Below are 20,864 nucleotides of genomic sequence, written 5' to 3'. Positions count from 1 at the left end.
GAAAATTAGGATATTTGGGGCATCGTTTATTTGAACTTTGAATTGATATTCAATTACTTTCTGTAATCTTTTTAATTGCCATATTCAACACTGAATCTTCCCCAGTCAAAATATCCTCAATTGTTTTTTGAACTAAGATGTCTGGTTGAATTCCGTAACCCACAAATTCCCGTCCATCAGGATAAGTGTCCCTTTTGGTACAGATGCGGGCCTTTCCTCCACCTGGCAATCTTATGAACATTGGCTGTCCAGTACTTCCATATGTATTATCCCCCATGGTGGTAAAATGTTCAATTGGATCGGCAGCAACTAAAAAGTCCTCCGCTGCCGATGCAGTGTTGTTTCCGATAAGTACTACTGTTGGCAATTCGACCACACGGTCATTACTGGGTACAATGGTATCGGGCCCACTTTCAAACCAATAATCATCATTGAAAGAGGCCAATGCTTCACGATCCCAAGAACCCAAATTATCCGAATCCTCATCAACAAAAGAACCCCAAGCCTTGTAGGCGGGTTTGTGTTCCCTTGTTTTCCATTTGGAAGTTATGATTGGTTGATCTGTAAGATGTTTCAAAATGTTGTAACCGTTCCATGAATTGCCACCTCCATTTTTTCGAAGGTCGATAATCAATGCCTTTGAGGATACAATACTGCCCAAGTAACCTTCGAATTCTTCAACAATTTGGCTGTTGTTAAAGGAATTGAGTGACACATAGGAGATGTCTCCTATTTTCCTGAATGTTGAAAGCTCCCAAGGCTCATTAGGAATAATCCATTCGATATTGGAAGGATTTCGACTTAAAGAAAGTTGCTTCATTTGATTTGCTGGAGTCCGTATTTCTATCCGAACGGAATCTGTTCGTATGCCTTGCAGAACTTCATGGGCTTCCATGTTACGTCTGATGTGTTCGGTGGAGGAACTTATATAGCGACTTATCTGTTTTTCGATATATTCCTCAACAAGGTGTCCATTCACTTTAATAAGTTGTGACCCCAATGGAGCCATGTTTTCCAGTTGCTTATCACTGTTGGTGACAAATAGGGTGCCGTCAATGGAGGTGAACTTTACAGCAGGCGATCCAAATTCCCTTTGTAGTGAACTTGGGAGATATATGTTGGTATGTCCATCGTTTAGTAGGGCACATACTTCTTGCAGTACCCTATAATATTCCAGATTCGAATTGGCATTCCTTACCTTGGGAAGGTAGTCCAACAATACTTGTTGCCAGTCTAGATTGGGCACTTGGTCAAAAAAAGCGAAATTGTATTTTACCTCTGTCCAAAAATTGATGAAACCGAACAATCGTTCATCTTCGGTCAAGGACTTACCATTCAATGGTCTGTAAATCTGGTTCTTTTCAGAAACAAAAACATCTACCAAGCCGTCCAATACTTTGACCATATCGTTATCAGCGGAGTTGACTTCCTTTAGTTGTTCTTCACTAAATTCAAAAGTGCCTGATGAGACAAATGTCAAGGGCTTTCGAAGCTGAACTATTTTTTTATTGGAGAGAAAGGTGGCATTTAAACTAGTGGGATGTTCAGGTTCCAATTTCAAATAGAAGGTACCCAATTTTCCATGATTCATTCCAGTGTATCGGTCAATGTGATGACTGAATTCTGGCCATTGGGAATTTGCTTCGTCCTTGCTCTTGGGTTCATACAAGAAAAGAGAGACTCCATTTCTGGAATTGACCCACATAAATGCTCCTTCAGGTCTAACCAGAGTATCATTGCCTATGACAAAAGGATAATTTTCATTGTGTTGGAATCCAATGCTTTTAAGTTTGATTTCAAGACTGTCAATAACGTTTGCTATATCCTTTTCATCCATTTCCACCAAAAAAGACATCAAATCGTTACCGGGACTCATTTCTTCAAAAATGTCCTTTGGATGATCAATCGTTCCCTTTTGGGAACAAGAGGTTAAAAAGGACATAATTATTGTAACTAAAAAAAAATCAAGGAGGTTTTTACCTTTCATTTTAGGGATGACAGATTAGGTTTAAGGTTGAACATTTGGGGGATGTTCTAATATAAGAATTTTCGTTCACAATGATTTATCAATCGTTTATTTGAACTTTATTTTCTATCAGACTTTTTTAATTGCTCAATCTGCTCTATTAATTGTTTTCTTCTAATTATTCGATATAAGGCCAAACCGAAAAAGATGGTTCCAAAAAATATAGTGGTTGAACCATTTGACAAGCTGGGCATTGGTGCTTTGGCATGGGTTACAGCAGTAGTGCCCAAAATCAAATAATGATAAAGTCCATAAGTCAGAAAAAAGATAGCTATAACTGCAAGGCTTGTAGTTAATCGATCAAAATCCTTTCTAATCTTATCTATTCTCTTATCGCTCATCGTTTTATTGAACTTATTCTTTTGGTTTTAAATTCCTCCACTTTCATATTTGTCCATCACGAGCTTCCCATTAATATATTTAAAATAGGTTGTATTCCAGCTGCTATATGTCAAGTTCATTTTAAATTTTCCTTTAAGTTTCGCTCCATAAGGAATTAGTGTGATACTGAAGAGTCCATCCTTTAAAGTTAATGGGGATATTTCAACTAGGGTTAGTCTGTTTTTATTTTTCCTAAAATATTCTTTTCGGTTACCAAGTCCTAACTTTAATATTTGATATCCATTTATTTTATTTGGAACTCTTTTCAGGTAATTCTCGTATTGAATATAAATTACTTTGGGGTTTGTGTCCGTTGAGTTCCTATTATTTCTTAAGTTGTCAATTTGCTTTGTGAAGTTTTTGATGGCCAGTATGTATAAAGAATCCGTTTCAGTGGGTTCGAAAAGTTTTTGAACTTCATCAGATTGTCCAAATACATTAATTGTAAAAAGAAAAATTAATATGGTTAGAATTGATCTTTTAATCATTTTTAAAATTAATCACAGCTTGATTAAATCGTTTATTTGAACTTTGTTTTCATTAAACCAGACTATTCGTGTTTGGAAGTCTAAAAATCCAAACCCCAATTACTATGATTAGCGAATAAATTAATGGCCAAACCGTTTGATCTGTCCATCTTGTTATAAATCCTTCATCAACTATATAGAAAGTAATCCAAACGGATAAAAAGGAATAAATTGAAAGTATCATTTTCCTTCTCCAAATTGGAATAGAGGATTTTAAACTTCTCTGTATTAATCCAAAAACAACCATTGCAGGAATTGAAAACAAGGAACCAACCAAGAACATTAAAATAATAATCTCATAAGACTCAAATATCTCGGAAAGGCTCGAATTATTAATTATAATTCCCAAAACAAGTGCCAACACCAGTGGAGAGGTTATAATTGTTAGAATCCATATTTGAGCAATGTATTTCACCAATAATTTGAATACTTTTGTTTGAACCTATGGCTAGGAAAATTGAACTAAAATCAGCACAAGTACAGTTACAAACACAATGCCTACAATTGCAGAATACTGTTTATCTATCATATCAGAAAACTTGCCTTTGAACCCGTTCCAAATCCAATAAGCAATTCCTCCAAAAAACTTGAATATTCCAAAATCAACCATCGTTTATTTGAACTTTATTGATTTTCATCCCATGACATTTTTATATAACTCTCCCCACATTGTTCAAGTGATTCAATCAAATCCTTTTTGTCATGGTACATTTCAAACTTTTCTGGAACGATTTTATTTATCATCTCAATTACTGGACTTATATCCTTGTGATAATAATTTTCCATTTGTATTTGTTTGGCGATTCCATTTTTTTTGAATTTATAGACTTTTATATCACCATCAGAGATACATGGATTTGAATAATAAACACCTAAACTATCAAGATTTACCTGAGACAATTTCATCAATTCCTTATAAGGCAAATCAGATGTTTCATAAAGAACACTGTCTTTTTCATTTTCCAATTCACCCCTAAAAGTAATTGTCATTTTTTCATTTGTCAATTTATAAAGAACTGAATAAGCAAGTGAGTAATTGTAATCTGCCACAGATAACTCAAAAGGCTCAATCTGTTCACGTTTACAAGAAACAGTAATCAATAATATTGATAGTATGATGAAATTGGCTTTGTGCATTCCAATCGTTTATTTGAACTTATATATTATTATCAATTCACTTTATATTGCCAGATACTATCGCTTTTCATGCTTAACAACATCATTTCAAAGTTTTTACCATTGTCTAATTCTTCCAAAATATAAATTGAAGATTGATCACGCCAATGAATATCAAGTTTTCTTTCTGACAAACTATCTAACATGAGCATTCCAATTTTGATTTCATCGGAACCTCTTGCTTTGAATCTTAATCTTATATCTGTCCAATCATCATCAACCCTTGTCTGATCATCAAAATTATAATTGCTTATTAAATAATATGTACTGTCTTTAGATGGATACCAAAATAGTAGGGAATCTGATTTTTTGATTGGATCTCCGTATGCCCAAAGTTCGAAATACCTATTTACCACAGTATCTGTAAATTTACTAGTGTTAAGATTGTATTTAGATAGCCATTGATCAAAATTCCCTTTATCAATAGTTCCATCCTTTCTGTCAACACCTTTTGGGGTATTTTTTTTGCACGCTCCCATTATTAGGATTACGGTAAAGAATATTATTCTTTTCATTTTAAAAGCTACATTTTAATTAGCAGCTCATCGTTTATTTGAACTTTATTTTTCCAATTGAAGTTGGAGATTCATTTTCTTTAGCTGTCTCCAAATAAATGTAAATTCTGTTGTCCCTATTTCTAAAATCAATGCTTTCCAATAATTTTGGATTTGCACTTTCAAGTTCGTCTATTCTTTCTTTGCAAAATCTATAAACTACAGTATCCCTTTGATATAAGCCTAAATATTCTCTCTTTGCCTTTTCTAATTCATTTGACATTTCAAAGACATTGCCCTTATGCCATTTAAAATCGTAATTAAAGTTTGATGCCTTATCAAGTAACTCTTCCGCTTTTTTGAAATTTCCAAGTTCTGCATAGCAGCCAGCTTTATCGGCATACAATCTAGGTGAAACATTAGTGAATTCTGAATTTTCAAATCGTTTTAATGCTTCATTTATAAGTCCACTGTCATACAAAGCCTCTCCAGCAATTAAATTTAGATGTGACTTTTCTCTACCTGTTAGAGATTTATCATTTATCATTAATGAGTCAATATATTCCATTCCCCAATCAATTCTTACTTCAACTCGATCATAAAACCCTTCTATACGATTTTGTTCTAGTAGGGCCTTTTGATTGAAGTCTTCCGCCATTTTACCAAACTCATCTCTTGTGTTCTCTATGAAACTTTGCATACTCAATTGAGGTGTGGAATAATAACTCAAATAGACATAGCCCATTGCTATTATTGAGACTACAACTATTAAAAACCCTTTTTTAAGTTTCATCGTTTTTTTGAACCTTTATTTAATTCTGAGAATCCTCGAACTTATTTTCTTTAGTGACAAACAAGCTCGAAATCCTTTTATAGTTGGTTAATATTATAAACCCTATTAAAACGTTTAAACCAGAAATCACCCACCAATTATAATCCAATTGTTGGTCGAGCATCAGACCATCAATTTCATCAAGTCCGTTTGCCGAAATCTGCTTTTTGAATAGCAAATAACAGTTGTTTAAAAATTGGGCAATGTTATCAGCAATCATTAACAGTCCAATTAATATCAACCCAAGTTTTAAAAGTCCCTCTTCGTTTAAATTGGAGGAATCAATATTGTTGGTATCAAAACCTTTATCAAGGCGAAACAATTTTATGATCCTGTCCGTTCCAAACAATAAGAGGAAAGCAATAACTCCAGTAATTAACAAGTAAACCAAACTTACCATCAAACTGAAGGAATAAAAACCACCTGAAAATGAAATATTTGGAATCAAACGAAAGAGAGCTTCAATAAAACAATAAATCCCAAATGTTTTAATGATGGCTCTGAATAGGTCGGTTTTGGTCATAGGTTAGTTGTATGATTTGTTTAAATGCAGGAAATTTCCATTAATCAAAAATTGGGTTTTCGGTGAAAGGGGAGTAAAACAGTCAATCGGGTTTGATTTTCTTCTTGTGCTTTTTGCAATAAGCTTTAACCAAGGCTTGCTTCTTGTCCCAAAACAGATTTCCACATTCAATACACTTTCTTCTGCCTTGGTACGCCAAATATTTATAGAGGGTCTTTTTAGAACCAACATCAATGAGTTTCATGATCTCCTCAATGCTCAGTTTGTTGTCCCTATAGTATCTTTCCGCCAACATAGCCTTGTTCAATGCTTGTTTACTAAGACCAGGTTTCCGACCAATTTTCAATCCACGTCTTCTTGAGCTTTCCATTCCTGCCTGTGTACGTTCAATAATTATATCTCTTTCCAATTGGGCAACCGATGCAAATAAGTTGAAGATAAACCTGCCGTGTGGGGAAGTGGTATCAATGAAACTTTCCTGAATGCTTTTGAAGTGGATTCCTTTGCGCTCAAAATCCTCAATCAGCTTTGTAAGGTGCGAAAGGCTTCTGGCAATTCGGTCCAATTTCCAAACCACAAGGGTGTCACCTTCACGCAAAATGGATAAAAGTTCATCAAGACCTTTTCTTTCCGCTTTTGCTCCAGATGAAATATCGGCATAGATGTTCTTGGGTTTAATTCCTTCTTTCAAAAAGGCATCAACCTGCAAATCGTGTTTCTGTGATTTTGTGCTCACTCTTGCATAACCGAACTTCATCTTAGGGGTAAAAAAGGGTATATAAGGTAAACTATTTAAGTGTACCGAAAAAGTAAACTCTTTAGAATCAGTGAACTCGTTTTACAATGAAAGTTCAATTAAACGGTGCCTTAAAATCCCCTGGTTCAAAATGATATTCCACACAAAGGCGAACGCAACGAAGTGGAGTGCTGCAAGCCCCACTGCCCTAAACTAATACTGCTGAGCGAGGCAGAATTTAATCAAACCCTGTCCGAAATTGGATATTACGGCGCCACCTATTCGGAATAACACCATGGGCTATGAAAACGCTATCATTGCAAGTGACTTTATTCAATGCAACACGGTAATGGATTGCCCGATATTGGAGAGTCCATTACTGTTTAAAAACAAAAAGCCTCCGATTTCTCGGAGGCTTTTTTTGTTGTGGGCGCTGAGGGATTCGAACCCCCGACCCCCTCGGTGTAAACGAGGTGCTCTGAACCAACTGAGCTAAGCGCCCATTCAATTTCCTAAATGGGAGTGCAAATATAAGACTGTTTTTGATTTAAAAAACAAAAAATGAAAAAAAATTACACTACTTCTGCCACAACAAAAGTACTGCCTCCAATATAAATCATATCGTTGTCATTCGCTTTTGTCAAAGCTTTTTTAAATCCTTTTTTTACCGACTTGCAAACCTTTCCCCTAAGTCCTTGCCCCTCTGCAAGTTCCTGAAGCTTCAGAGCATCCATACCCCTGGGAATACTCGGTCTTACAAAGTAATATGCCGCATCTTTTGGAAAAAGCGAAAGCAATGCATTTACATCTTTATCATTTACAAACCCAAGCACAATATGAAGTTTTTCATAAGATTGCTTTTTAACCTGTTCCAGTACAAGTTGAAGCCCCTCCTTATTATGGGCCGTATCGCAAACCACCAATGGGTGTTGTTGCAGCACTTGCCACCTTCCGAGCAAGCCCGTATTTTGGACAACTTTTTTAAGTCCCGCGGTAATTGCCTCCTCTGGAACATCAAAACCTTTCAATTGATGAATGGTTGCCACTACCCCATTGATGTTCTTTTGTTGATATTCTCCAAGCAAATCAGTTTTGTATCCTTTTGCAGGATTGACATCCGCAAAAACAATATGGGACTTTAGCTGATGGGCAATTAGGTTAAAAATCATTTGGGTCTCTGGCTGGGTCTCACTAACGACCACAGGAACTTTTCGTTTGATGATGCCCGCCTTTTCCAAGGCAATCTTCTCCAAAGTATCACCCAAAAACTGCGTATGGTCCATACCTATATTGGTGATCAAGGACACTTCGGGAGTTATAATGTTGGTAGAATCCAAACGTCCGCCCAAACCAACCTCGATCACAGCGATATCCACTTCTTCCGCTGCAAAATAACTGAATGCCATGCCCACGGTCATCTCAAAAAAGGAAAGCTTGTGGTACTCAAAATAAAGTCGGTGTTGTGCTATAAAATCGGTTACGAATTTTTTACTGACAACCTTTCCGTTTATTTTAATACGCTCCCTGAAATCCTTTAAGTGAGGAGAAGTATATAGCCCGACCTTATAACCTGCTTCTTGAAGTATGGAAGCCAACATATGGCTACTGGAACCTTTTCCATTGGTGCCAGCTACATGAATACTTTTAAATTTTTTCTCGGGATTGTCCAGTACATTGCAAAGTTGGACGATGTTGTCCAGCTTTGCATTGAACGCCGCAGCACCTTTTTGCTGGTACATCGGAAGTTGTCCGAACATCCAGTCCAACGTTTCCTTATAGGTCACTACTGTCCCAGTTTAAAGTTGACCACCACAAAACCAATTTGCTGTGCAGGTGCGTTGGAATCAGGGTTCCATCTATGGAGCATAGCGGTTTTACGAGCTGGCTCCAAAAGACAGGGTGCATTGTTGGTAGTACCCTTGACCCCAGGTTGCGCTTTGATCACATTGCCGCTTCTGTCCACAACAATCCGGACGACTACCCTGCCCTCCTCATTACATTCTTGCTGCACTTTGCCCTTATTGGCCAAAGATCTACCGCTCAGGCCATATCCACCTGTTCCGGTTCCTGGTGATCCATAGTAAGATGTAGCATAGGGATCGCCATCTGGTTGGCCTTTGTCACCGGCCCTATCATCATCACCTTCACTACCTGTAGTGGTACCATCCGATTTACCGATGCCACCAATTAGGGCATCCACACTTTTCTTTTTTGCTTCTTGCTCTTGTCGTTTACGCTCTTCGGCCTCACGCTTTTCCCTGGCAATACGTTCTGCTTCGGCCTTCGCTTTTTCCGCTTCTTCCTCGGCTTTTCGTTTGGCTTCCTCCTGTTGTCTTAGTTTGATGGTCTCTTCATCGTTGCTTGTCAATACCTCCTCGACCGGAGCTTCCTCAACAACCGTTTCTTCTGGTTCGGCAGGTTCGACCACTTCTTGGGGTTCAGGCTGACTTTCGACTTCTCTAGGTTCGGAGCGAATGGGTTCCGTAGGCTGCACTTCCCCACTTCCATATTCCATGGTCCCAAAATTAACGGCAATACCATTTTCAATGGGAGGGTCGAGGTATGTTAATCCAATATAAAAAAGCAATAGAAGGAGTGCGCTTAACAAAAGTGTTGTAAGCGTAAATGATTTTTTCTTGTGTCTCGTATCTAAAAAGGACATTATTTTGGCCGCACCGCCAAGATAACCTTGTAACTGTTCCTATTGGCAATGTCCATTACGTTGACTGCTTCTTTAATGGCAACGTTTTCTTCTGCCCTGAGGATGATTGTTGGCTTCTCTTGACCTTCAAGTGCCTTTTTTAATTCAATTTCAATGTATTCTTTGTTGATCTGCTCGTTGTTCACAAAGTATTTCAGGTCCTTGTCTATGGTAACCGAAACATTTTGAGTGTTCGTCGATTTCCCTTTTGCTTTCGGCAACAGCAAATCCAATGCATTTGGCGCATTGGACGTTAGCATAAAAAACACCAATAACAGAAACACGATGTCCGTCATGGATGACATGCTAAATTCAGGGCTAATTTTGTTTCTTCCCTTCAGTTTCATGGCTAAAGGATTAAATAGGTTCGTTCAACAAGTCCAAAAACTGTACCGCATTTGCTTCCATTTGGTGCACCACCTTATCCGTTCTCACCACCAAGTGGTTATAACCGATGTAAGCGATAATACCGACTACAAGGCCAGCAACCGTTGTGGTCATAGCAGTATAAATACCTGACGCCAAGGAGCCCATTTCTGCCTGGCCCCCACTACTTGCCATTTCATGGAATGCCAAAATCATACCAATTACGGTCCCCAAGAAACCAATCATGGGTGCAGCACCTGCAACCGTCGCCAAAACACTAACGTTTTTTTCGAGTTTGTACACTTCCAGTGTACCTGCATTCTCAATGGCCGTATTGATGTCATCCAAGGGTTTTCCAATTCTGGCCACCCCTTTTTCTGTGAGTCGTGCTACGGGAGAATCCGTTTGTGCACAGAGTAGTTTTGCAGCCTCCAATTTCCCGTTCATGATATGATCACGAATCTGGTTCATGAAGTTCTTATCTATTTTGGACGCTGCCTTGATGGCAAAAATACGTTCAAAATAAATGTACATCGCTACAAACAGAAGAACAAAAAGTACCATAATTATAATGACACTTCCTGTTCCTCCGTTGACAATAAGATCAATGACGGACAAGGTCTTTTCTTCGGAAATTGAGGCAGTGGCCTCAGCACCTTCCGTTACTTCTTGAAAAATATTCATATAAAATCCCCAATTTAAGTTGCAATTATAACGGAGATTTTTGAACTAAAGTATTTTTTAGAACAAATATCGTATTACCATGAAGGAAATAGCTCCTGCAATGAAGCCTACAAAGGCCAGCCACGATATTTTCTTAAGATACCAGAAGAAATCAATTTTCTCCATTCCCATAGCAACAACACCAGCTGCAGAACCAATAATAAGCATACTACCACCTGTTCCCGCAGAATAGGCTATAAAATGCCACAATTGATCATCCAAAGGCTCGGAGAACATCCCCAAACTTGCTGCAACCAATGGTACATTATCAATAATTGCAGAACCAACACCTAATAATATCACCACTAAATCGGATACTCGTGTTCCTGCCATTTCAGTACCCATAAGTGGCATACCCTGTTTCAATCCTTCGGCAAAATTGAATAGCAGCCCCAAAGATTCCAGAGCGGCTACCGCCATCAAAATACCCAGGAAGAATAAAATACTGGGGAGCTCAATTTTGGTCAAGGCACTATGCACCGGACTGTGATGAGCATGCGCATCGCTCTCTTGGTCCACGGATGAAATTGAAATCTTTTTATTACTGTATATCTCGGCAAAAGTTGCCACAACGGCCAAGGACAACATCATACCTACATATGGTGGCAAATGTGTCACCGTTTTAAAAACAGGCACAAAAACAATGGCTCCCAATCCAAGATATAACATAGTGGGACCAAATTTTGACTGTGTTCCTTCCTCTTCCTCCATATCTATTTCACCTTTAAATGCGGGTAGGAACGATGCTATGAGTGATGGAATAAACATACAGACCAAAGAAGGTATCAATAAATGTTCGATAAGCATTGCTGTAGAAACCTTATCTCCGATCCAAAGCATTGTGGTGGTAACATCACCAATTGGCGACCATGCACCACCAGCGTTCGCAGCAATAATAATAAGACCCGCATACCAAAGTCTTACATCCCTGTCCTTCACAATTTTTTGAAGGATGGAAATAAGTACGATCGTCGCCGTTAGGTTATCGATTATCGCAGAAAGTATAAATGCCAAGAAAGAGAAAATCCAAAGAATTTTCTTTTTGCTCCTTGTCTTTACAAAAGATTTTATGGTAGCAAAACCATCAAAATAGTCGATAATTTCAACAATGGTCATTGCTCCAAGAAGGAAAACCAAAATTTCGGCGGTTTTACCCAAATGGTGCAGCAATGTTTCTTCCATGAGCTCCATCTTTTCTTCGTGCCCGAAGGCGCCAAAGTTTTCGAGCAGTTCATGATTTCCAGAATCGAACCAAGTGGTAAAACTATCGATTCCAAAAGCCATCAGCGCCCATAAGATGGCCATCATGGCCAAAGCCGGAATAAGTTTATCTATTTTTAAATTATGTTCTAGGGTAATTGCCAAATATCCAATTACAAAAATGACAACTAAAAGGGTTTCCATGTTAAGCTTGGTTTAATTAAGGAATAATATTTTTGAGTAGTTATCTGAATTGCTAAAGATATTCAAAATGAATATTTCCGCATAATCTTATCGGCATAAAAATATGCAAACAAGAAAAACTGCTTTTCAAAAAAACAGTTAAAAATTCAATCATTCTCATTTATTTGCACTTATCCATAGAAAATTAATATTGTAAAGCTATATTTGTAGGTAGTTTTTAAATATTATTCAGTTTTATGGATTTCACACTTTCCGAAGAACAGTTAATGATACAACAAGCGGCAAAAGATTTTGCCCAAAATGAGCTTCTACCTGGAGTAATTGAGCGCGACGAAACTCAAAAGTTTCCTGGGGAACTTGTAAAAAAAATGTCAGACCTTGGATTTATGGGCATGATGGTCAACGAAAAATATGGTGGGAGCGGACTTGACACCCTATCCTATGTTTTGGCCATGGAGGAATTATCCAAAATTGATGCTTCGGCCTCGGTTATGGTATCGGTAAACAACTCTTTGGTTTGCTGGGGATTGGAAACCTACGGAACTGAAGAACAAAAAGAAAAATACCTTACACGCTTGGCTTCCGGTGAAATTATCGGGGCATTCTGCTTGTCCGAACCAGAAGCGGGAAGCGATGCAACTTCACAAAAAACAACCGCCATTGATAAAGGCGACCATTACCTATTAAATGGAACAAAAAACTGGATAACCAACGGAAACCAAGCCGAAGTATATCTGGTAATTGCACAAACAGACAGAGATAAAGGTCATCGTGGTATAAATGCCCTAATTGTTGAGAAAGATGCGGAAGGATTTGATATAGGACCAAAAGAGAACAAATTGGGGATTAGAGGAAGTGACACCCACTCCTTAATGTTCAATGATGTAAAAGTTCCCAAAGAAAATCGCATAGGTGAAGACGGTTTCGGATTTAAGTTTGCCATGAAAACATTGGCTGGCGGAAGAATTGGGATTGCAGCACAGGCACTGGGAATAGCAGCAGGAGCCTATGAACTTGCACTGGAATACTCAAAACAACGAAAAGCATTTGGCACCGAGATCGCCAACCATCAAGCTATTGCCTTTAAATTGGCCGACATGCATACCAAAATACAGGCAGCTCGCCATTTGGTATATCAAGCAGCATGCGATAAAGATACAGGAAACGATTATACCCTTTCAGGGGCCATGGCCAAACTCTACGCTTCTGAAGTCGCGATGGAAACGGCTATTGAAGCGGTGCAGATCCATGGAGGTAATGGATATGTTAAGGAATACCATGTCGAACGTTTGATGCGTGATGCCAAAATCACGCAAATCTATGAAGGCACTTCGGAAATTCAGAAAATTGTTATTTCCAGAAGCATTCTTAAAGATTAAATATTCAAGACCCCCTCTTTTTGGAGGGGGTCTTTTTTTAAAACATATTTTTATTCTCCAAACTCCCTTCTTTTTAAGAAGGATTTCTTCGCCAAACAACCCATTTATACCTAAAAAAGGCTTTTCAAGCTAGGGAAGCGCGTAATTTTATTACTCAATTTGAGATAATGACAATTTAGCATTCCATATATTCCTAAATTGAATTTTTTTTAACCTTGCAAACGTTACGTTGATTATTTATCTGATAATCAATAAAAACCTTGTACTTTATTCATTGATTTTGATATTTTTGAAGAAATACGTTAATGATGAGATTGGAGAAACAAGGTTTATACTTACCAGAATTTGAGCATGATAACTGTGGTGCAGGTTTCATCTGCAGCCTAAAAGGAATAAAGTCCAACGATATAATCCACAAGGCCCTCGAAATCCTTGATAAATTGGAACACCGAGGAGCTGTGAGTGCCGATGGTAAAACTGGGGATGGTGCAGGTATATTAATTGATATACCCCATGACTTTTTTGTAGATGCCTGTCCTTTTGATTTGCCCAAAGCTGGTGAATACGCAGTAGGAAACGTATTTCTACCTCAAAAAGAAAACCAACGGGACTTTTGCATCAAAGTTTTTGAAGAAAACATCCAAAAACAAGGGCTTGAATTATTGGGCTGGAGAGACGTGCCCGTGAACCGCTCCGTTCCCGGACGTATAGCTGCCGAAACCGAACCTTACGTAATGCAGGTTTTTGTTGGTAAAGGAGAAGCCTTGGATGATTTTCAATTCAACCTTAATCTTTTCATTGCACGTAAAATCACAGAACATACCGTAATAGAAAGTAAATTATCGGAAAGTGAATTCTTCTACCTTCCCAGTCTCTCTACCAAAATCATCATATTTAAGGGATTATTGGTCCCCAAAGATATCAGTAAGTATTATGAAGACCTCTTGGACCCCAGAGTGGTTACCCGTTTGGCATTGGTTCACCAAAGGTTTTCCACAAACACCTTTCCTATGTGGGATTTGGCACAACCTTTTAGGTATATGTGCCATAACGGAGAGATCAATACATTAAGAGGAAATGTTTCCCGTATGCGCTCTAGGGAAGAACTTATGGAGAGCGATTGGTTCGGTGAGGACATCAAAAAAATACTTCCTATAGTACTACCTGCAAAATCGGATTCCGCGAGTATGGATATGGTAGTGGAGCTATTGTTGATGACAGGCCGCTCCCTACCTGAGGTGATGATGATGCTTGTTCCGGAAGCCTGGGAGAAAAATCCCGATATGTCCGAAGCTAAACGGGCATTTTACGAATACAACTCCTGTTTAATGGAACCATGGGACGGACCTGCTTCCATTCCATTTACGGACGGCAACTACATAGGAGCGGTACTGGATAGGAATGGCCTACGTCCATCAAGATACTCCGTGACCAAGCAAGGATATGTAATCATGTCCTCGGAAACCGGTGTAGTTGAACTTGAACCAGAAGATATTGAATTCCACGGTAGATTGGAACCGGGAAAAATGTTCTTGGTGAATATGGAAGAAGGAAGAATCGTAAACGACGAGGAAATAAAAGAGCACATTGCAAAAAAACATCCCTATAAAAAGTGGTTGAAGGACAATTTGGTACACTTAAGGGATATTCCTTATAACGATTGTCCCGTTTTCTTTGGGGAATTCCCTTTGCAAACCCGAAGAACTGCGTTTGGCTATACACAGGAAGACATCAATACCATTATTATGCCCATGGCAGAAAATGGGAAGGAACCCATTGGTTCCATGGGGTCGGATACACCCATCGCTGTTCTTTCCGAACGCCCACAGTTGATCTATAATTACTTTAAGCAATTATTTGCCCAAGTAACCAATCCACCTTTGGATGGTATTCGCGAGGAATTGATTACCGATATCAGTCTTACACTGGGCAGCGATCATAACATATTTGACTTTTCTGAGCTTCACTGCCGAAAACTGAAAATCCAAAACCCGGTAATCTCCAAGGAGGATTTGGACAAAATCAAAAATTACGATGCCAGTCCAGATTATAAGGTAGTATCCATTTCCATGCTCTACGAAATCAATAAAGGGCACAACGGATTGGAAGAGGCCTTGGACTCCATTCTTAAGCAAGCCTCCAAAGCCATTGATGAAGACGCGAACATCATTATTCTATCCGATAGGATGGTAAGTGCCGAAATGGCCCCAATTCCAGCTCTTCTAGCTTGTTCCTATGTAAACAGTGGACTCAGAAAATTGGGTAAGCGTTCAAAATTGAGCATCATTATAGAATCTGCAGAACCAAGAGAAGTACACCATTTTGCCTTATTATTTGGTTTTGGGGCAAGTGCCATCAACCCGTATTTGGTAAATGAAATCATCGGCGAGCAAATTGAAGAGAACAATATTACCGATTACACTTTTGAGGAGGCCGTTAAAAACTATAATAAAGCCATAGGAAAAGGTATTCTGAAAGTGATGAACAAAATAGGGATATCCACCCTCAACTCGTACAGGGGCTCCCAATTGTTCGAGTGTATTGGGATCAATACCACCGTAGTGGACAAATATTTCCCCAATACCCCGACCCGTATTCAGGGAATCGGGCTTTACGAAATAGAAAAAGAAGTGACCAAACGCCATAAAAAGGCGTTCCTAGCACAGGAAATAGCAGCCAATCTCGATATTGAGGTTGGTGGAGAGTATCGATGGAGAAGAAATGGCGAGAAGCACATGTTCAATCCATTAAGTGTCGCCATGCTTCAAAAATCGGTACGCAATAACGAGCCGGAAACTTATAAAGAGTATTCCAAATTGGTCAATGAGCAATCCAAACACCTAATGACCATCCGCGGACTGTTCGAGTTTTCGAACTACGACCCCATTCCCATTGAAGAAGTTGAACCTTGGACAGAAATTGTAAAAAGGTTTAAAACCGGGGCCATGTCCTATGGAAGTATCAGCAAGGAGGCCCACGAAAATCTTGCGATTGCCATGAACCGAATTGGAGGAAAGAGTAATTCAGGAGAAGGAGGAGAGGATTCGGCTCGTTTCTATAAAAGTCAAACTGGCGATTGGCGAAACAGTGCCATTAAGCAGGTAGCTTCTGGTAGGTTTGGAGTAACATCCAACTACCTGACCAGCGCACAGGAAATACAGATCAAAATGGCCCAAGGAGCAAAACCAGGGGAGGGTGGCCAGCTTCCCGGTCCAAAAGTGAACCCTGCTATCGCCAAAACCAGAAACTCAACACCGTATGTAGGGTTGATTTCACCACCACCCCACCACGACATTTATTCCATTGAAGATTTGTCACAGTTGATTTATGATTTAAAATCAGCGAACCGAGAAGCCCGAATCAATGTAAAGTTAGTCTCTGAGGTCGGCGTAGGAACAGTTGCTGCTGGTGTTGCTAAAGCAAAAGCGGACGTTATTTTAATCTCCGGGTTTGATGGAGGTACCGGTGCATCTCCACTGACCTCTTTGAAGCATGCCGGTCTACCTTGGGAACTTGGAATAGCGGAGGCCCAACAAACTTTGGTCCTGAACGATTTGCGTAACAGGATAACCTTGGAATGTGACGGACAGTTGAAAACCGGACGTGATGTTGCCATTGCATGTTTATTAGGTGCAGAAGAATTTGGATTTGCCACGGCACCGCTTGTAGCATCAGGTTGTGTGATGATGCGCGTTTGCCATTTGAACACTTGTCCCGTGGGTATTGCCACACAGAATCCCGAACTGCGGAAAAAGTTTGAAGGAAAACCTGAGCACGTGGTCAACTACATGTATTTTGTAGCCCAAGAACTTCGTGAAATCATGGCCAAACTTGGTTTTAGAACTTTAAATGAAATGGTCGGACAAGTTCAAAAACTGGACAGAAAAAAAGCAATTGAACATTACAAAGCTGCCGGAATCGACTTGACTCCAATACTCTATCAAATTGATGTGCCCCAAGGCACCAAGTTCCACAATACGGAAAAACAATATCATGAGATAGATAAATCCATAGAGTTTGAAATCATCGGTAAGGCACACCCCGCTTTGTTCAGGAAAGAAAAGACCATTTTGGACTTCCCTATCCACAACACGGATAGAGCTGTGGGTGCCATCATCAGTAACGAGATTTCCAAAATTTATGGCGCAGATGGATTACCGGAAAATACGCTCAAGTTGAACTTTACAGGTTCTGCCGGACAAAGTTTTGGAGCCTTTGCCACCAAAGGTCTGACCATGGTCGTCAACGGAAACACCAACGATTACCTTGGAAAAGGACTCTCTGGGGCCAAATTGGTCATTAAAGTGCCTTTTAAGTCTACAATAAAACCAGAAGAGAACATTATTACCGGAAACGTAACACTATACGGAGCAACCTCTGGTGAAGCCTATATCAACGGTAAAGCAGGAGAGCGTTTCTGCGTAAGAAACTCCGGTGCCAAAGCCGTGGTTGAAGGCATAGGGGATCACGGATGCGAATATATGACCGGTGGGGTTGCCGTTATCTTAGGTTCCGTTGGAAGAAACTTCGGCGCTGGTATGAGCGGTGGAATCGCCTACGTATATGATAAGGACAACACATTCAGACAAAACTGTAATGGAGACCATTTGAACCTTCTTCCTGTTGATGAGGACAACGATATCCAACAATTGAAGGATTTGATTGAAAACCATTACAATGCAACATTAAGTCCATTGGCACAAAGTATTCTTGAAAATTGGGAAAAATGTCTTCCAAAATTCATTAAAGTATTCCCTGAAGAATACCGTCAAGCACTTATCAGATTGGAACAAGAAAAAATGCAAACCTTATAATTTGAGACATGGGAAAGATTACAGGATTTTTGGAATTTGATAGGAAGGATGAAGCATACGCCCCTGTCAAAGAACGTATCAAAAACTATAAGGAATTTACAAAGCCTTTAAAGGAAAGTGAATTAAAGAACCAAGGTGCACGTTGCATGGATTGTGGGATCCCATTTTGCCACAGTGGGTGTCCACTGGGTAATTTGATTCCAGATTTTAACGATGCCGTGTATAAAGGAAAATGGGAGAAAGCTGCCGAAATTCTACATTCAACCAATAATTTTCCGGAATTCACGGGAAGATTATGTCCCGCACCTTGCGAAGAAGCCTGTGTGTTGGGAATAAATGAACCTCCGGTTTCCATCGAAAACATTGAAAAGAACATTGTGGAGACTGCCTTTAAGAATGGGTGGATAAAACCGGAACCTCCAATGAACAGAACCGATAAAAAGGTGGCGGTTGTAGGTTCTGGGCCGGCAGGTCTAGCTGCAGCACAACAATTGAATCGTGCAGGTCATACGGTTACGGTCTTCGAAAGAGATGAAAAACCTGGTGGCCTTCTTAGATATGGTATTCCAGATTTTAAAATGGAAAAAAATGTTATCGATAGGCGGTTGGAAATTATGGAACAAGAGGGTATTGAGTTTAAAACCGGTATTCATGTTGGAGTGGACGTTACGGCAAAAGAACTTCAGAATGAGTTTGACTCCATTGTACTATGTGGTGGAGCTACGGTCAGACGAAGCCTTCCTGTTCAGGGAGCAGATGCCAAGGGCGTAGTTCAAGCGATGGACTTCTTGCCACAGAACAACCGTAAAGTGGACGGCATTCCTTTTAAAGGTGAAGACATTTCCGCCAAAGGCAAAAAAGTAATCGTTATCGGTGGTGGGGATACCGGTTCCGACTGTATAGGTACTTCCATACGACAAGGAGCCACATCCGTGACCAATTTTGAAATTATGCCAAAGGGTACTACGGAACGCCCTGAAGGACAACCTTGGCCTTTTTGGCCCATGCGTTTACGCACCAGTTCTTCACACAAGGAAGGAGCTGAACGTGTATTCAGCATTTCCACCAAAAGATTCAATACAGATAAAGACGGAAATTTAACAGGCTTGGTAACGGTAGAAGTTGAATGGATCAAGCAACCTGGCCAAAGACCCATGCTGAAAGAAGTAGAGGGCACAGAGAAAGAATGGAAATGTGATTTGGTTCTATTGGCACTCGGCTTTACAGGGTCGGAGACTACGGTTGCCGACCAACTAAACCTTGAAATGGATTCAAGAACCAACATTAAAGCTTCGGTAGCAGATTATAAAACAAATGTGCCCGGAGTTTTTGCAGCCGGTGACCAAAGAAGAGGTCAATCGCTTATTGTTTGGGCTATTTCAGAAGGAAGACAAGCTGCCCACTATGTAGATAAATATTTAATGGGAGAATCCTATTTGCCCTTAAAAGGCGAAGGGGATTTACCAAGAGTATAAATATCACGTGAATCTTAACTAAACTCACGAGCTCCTCAAAGTGTTAGACTGCGAGGAGCATTTTTTTTACAGCTACGCAGGACTATACAAATACAAAGCTAAACGGGCCATCCACACACTCTTAAACCTTTGATTAATTTATAGTTTGTATATTAAAGGGAGCCTCTTACCCTACGAAACCTTTCTACTTTGCTATGTATTAAAATAGAATAACTAACCTATTAATACATTACTTATGAAAAATTTATTTGCAATTTCTTTGGTACTAATGACGCTTGTCGCATGCAAAAGCAAAGAAAAAGAAAGAAAGGAAGAGACTACAACTCCACAAAAAACTTCATTGGAGCTTGGCAAGGTGAATGTAAGCACAAAAAGTATGGAATTCTTTGTTGCGGACACCCTTTATTCTGGTTGGAACACCTTTATCTACGAAAATCAATCGCAAGAAGTTCATTTTATTATGATGGACCTTTATCCAGAAGGGATTACCATAGAAAATACAAAAGCTGAGCTACTTCCCCCTTTTGATGATGGTATGAGACTGATCATGGAAAATAAAATGGATAGCGCAATGGCCGCTTTTGGAAAAATACCGGAATGGTTTCAACAAGTAAAATTTTTGGGAGGAACAGGACTTGTATCCCCTAAACATACGGTAAAGAGCACCGTTTATTTGGAACCTGGGCGTTATATGATGGAATGTTATGTAAAAATGTTCAATGGGGAATGGCACACCTCGCATGGCATGTTGAAAGAAATAATAGTATCCAATAAAACTACCGAACTGACCCCTCCCACACCAACAGCGAACATAGATATTTCAAGTACCGGCGGCCTTATACTAAAGGATAGCCTTTCATCCGGTAACCAAATATTCCAGACCAATTTCATAGACCAAAAAGTTTACGAAAATTTTGTAGGACATGATGTAAATCTGGTACGGTATGACAATACAGCTTCCTTAGACTCTTTGGTTCAATGGATGAATTGGATGGATCCAAGAGGGCTACGTACACCTGCGCCCGAGGGTTTTACATTTTTGGGTGGCATGAACAACTTACCAGCAGAGAGCAAGGGTTTTTTTGAAGCAGACTTAACTCCAGGAAAATATGTCCTTATTTCGGAAGTTCCTGCTGCTGATGAAAAGAAACTTCTTTACAAGTTTTCAATCGACTAACCAGAATAAAGATACCATATAAAAACAAAAAAGCCCGATACGCAATGTATCGGGCTTTGAGGAAGGCGGCGACCTACTCTCCCACCTGGTGTGGCAGTACCATCGGCGCAAACGGGCTTAACTTCCCTGT

At 39.5% G+C, this 20,864-nt stretch carries 17 protein-coding genes and 1 tRNA gene; 4 read left to right on the top strand and 14 right to left on the bottom strand.

Annotation, left to right across the window (positions count from 1 at the left end; genetic code table 11):
* Positions 1-49: 49 nt before the first annotated feature.
* The 14 genes from J0X13_RS00090 to nhaD all read right to left on the bottom strand — a co-directional run bounded on the left by J0X13_RS00090 (position 50) and on the right by nhaD (position 11,889).
* Positions 50-1,942: a S41 family peptidase gene (locus J0X13_RS00090; RefSeq protein WP_207069485.1), complete on the bottom strand. Its 1,893-nt coding sequence runs from the start codon at positions 1,940-1,942 to the stop codon at positions 50-52.
* Between the two features lie 143 nt (positions 1,943-2,085).
* Entirely contained in the window at positions 2,086-2,367 is a 282-nt protein-coding gene (locus J0X13_RS00085) for a hypothetical protein (protein ID WP_207069484.1), read from the bottom strand.
* 27 nt (positions 2,368-2,394) lie between these two features.
* On the bottom strand, positions 2,395-2,895 hold the full coding sequence (locus J0X13_RS00080; protein WP_207069483.1) for a hypothetical protein: 501 nt from the start codon (positions 2,893-2,895) through the stop codon (positions 2,395-2,397).
* A gap of 663 nt (positions 2,896-3,558) precedes the next feature.
* Positions 3,559-4,071, bottom strand: a complete 513-nt coding sequence (locus tag J0X13_RS00075; RefSeq protein ID WP_207069482.1) for a hypothetical protein — start codon at positions 4,069-4,071, stop codon at positions 3,559-3,561.
* A gap of 32 nt (positions 4,072-4,103) precedes the next feature.
* Positions 4,104-4,625: a hypothetical protein gene (locus J0X13_RS00070; protein WP_207069481.1), complete on the bottom strand. Its 522-nt coding sequence runs from the start codon at positions 4,623-4,625 to the stop codon at positions 4,104-4,106.
* A 34-nt stretch (positions 4,626-4,659) separates the two neighbouring features.
* Positions 4,660-5,397, bottom strand: coding sequence for a tetratricopeptide repeat protein (locus tag J0X13_RS00065; protein ID WP_207069480.1), 738 nt, complete (start codon positions 5,395-5,397; stop codon positions 4,660-4,662).
* A 19-nt stretch (positions 5,398-5,416) separates the two neighbouring features.
* Positions 5,417-5,959: a hypothetical protein gene (locus J0X13_RS00060; protein ID WP_108423981.1), complete on the bottom strand. Its 543-nt coding sequence runs from the start codon at positions 5,957-5,959 to the stop codon at positions 5,417-5,419.
* Positions 5,960-6,041: 82 nt separating this feature from the next.
* Positions 6,042-6,716 (bottom strand): recombinase family protein, encoded by a 675-nt coding sequence (locus J0X13_RS00055; protein ID WP_207069479.1) that lies wholly within the window; start codon positions 6,714-6,716, stop codon positions 6,042-6,044.
* A gap of 406 nt (positions 6,717-7,122) precedes the next feature.
* Positions 7,123-7,197, bottom strand: a tRNA-Val gene (locus J0X13_RS00050).
* Between the two features lie 70 nt (positions 7,198-7,267).
* Positions 7,268-8,479 (bottom strand): bifunctional folylpolyglutamate synthase/dihydrofolate synthase, encoded by a 1,212-nt coding sequence (locus tag J0X13_RS00045; RefSeq protein WP_207069478.1) that lies wholly within the window; start codon positions 8,477-8,479, stop codon positions 7,268-7,270.
* Positions 8,479-9,357 carry an energy transducer TonB gene (locus J0X13_RS00040; RefSeq protein WP_207069477.1) on the bottom strand — a complete coding sequence of 293 codons (879 nt, stop codon included), beginning with the start codon at positions 9,355-9,357 and terminating at the stop codon, positions 8,479-8,481. The genes J0X13_RS00045 and J0X13_RS00040 overlap by 1 nt, the downstream gene beginning before the upstream one ends.
* On the bottom strand, positions 9,357-9,743 hold the full coding sequence (locus tag J0X13_RS00035; protein WP_014032087.1) for an ExbD/TolR family protein: 387 nt from the start codon (positions 9,741-9,743) through the stop codon (positions 9,357-9,359). Before J0X13_RS00035 ends, J0X13_RS00040 begins: the two co-directional genes overlap by 1 nt.
* 10 nt (positions 9,744-9,753) lie before the next feature.
* Positions 9,754-10,446, bottom strand: a complete 693-nt coding sequence (locus J0X13_RS00030) for a MotA/TolQ/ExbB proton channel family protein (protein WP_207030409.1) — start codon at positions 10,444-10,446, stop codon at positions 9,754-9,756.
* 57 nt (positions 10,447-10,503) lie between these two features.
* Positions 10,504-11,889, bottom strand: coding sequence for a sodium:proton antiporter NhaD (nhaD, locus tag J0X13_RS00025; RefSeq protein WP_207069476.1), 1,386 nt, complete (start codon positions 11,887-11,889; stop codon positions 10,504-10,506).
* Positions 11,890-12,125: 236 nt separating this feature from the next.
* Between nhaD and J0X13_RS00020 the strand changes: the two genes are divergently transcribed.
* From J0X13_RS00020 to J0X13_RS00005, 4 genes are all read left to right on the top strand, one after another.
* Positions 12,126-13,268, top strand: a complete 1,143-nt coding sequence (locus J0X13_RS00020; protein WP_207069475.1) for an acyl-CoA dehydrogenase — start codon at positions 12,126-12,128, stop codon at positions 13,266-13,268.
* 308 nt (positions 13,269-13,576) lie between these two features.
* Complete coding sequence (gltB, locus tag J0X13_RS00015) at positions 13,577-18,082, top strand: glutamate synthase large subunit (RefSeq protein WP_207069474.1); 4,506 nt, start codon at positions 13,577-13,579, stop codon at positions 18,080-18,082.
* Positions 18,083-18,090: 8 nt separating this feature from the next.
* On the top strand, positions 18,091-19,557 hold the full coding sequence (locus J0X13_RS00010) for a glutamate synthase subunit beta (RefSeq protein ID WP_207069473.1): 1,467 nt from the start codon (positions 18,091-18,093) through the stop codon (positions 19,555-19,557).
* Between the two features lie 235 nt (positions 19,558-19,792).
* Positions 19,793-20,734 (top strand): hypothetical protein, encoded by a 942-nt coding sequence (locus J0X13_RS00005; RefSeq protein WP_207069472.1) that lies wholly within the window; start codon positions 19,793-19,795, stop codon positions 20,732-20,734.
* The last annotated feature ends 130 nt before the right edge of the window (positions 20,735-20,864 follow it).

The sequence above is a fragment of the [Muricauda] lutisoli (nom. illeg.) genome, from assembly GCF_017313105.1.
GTDB lineage: Bacteria > Bacteroidota > Bacteroidia > Flavobacteriales > Flavobacteriaceae > Flagellimonas > Flagellimonas lutisoli.
The sequence above is the reverse complement of the archived record's forward strand: the minus strand, read 5'-3'. Positions and strand labels throughout refer to the sequence as shown.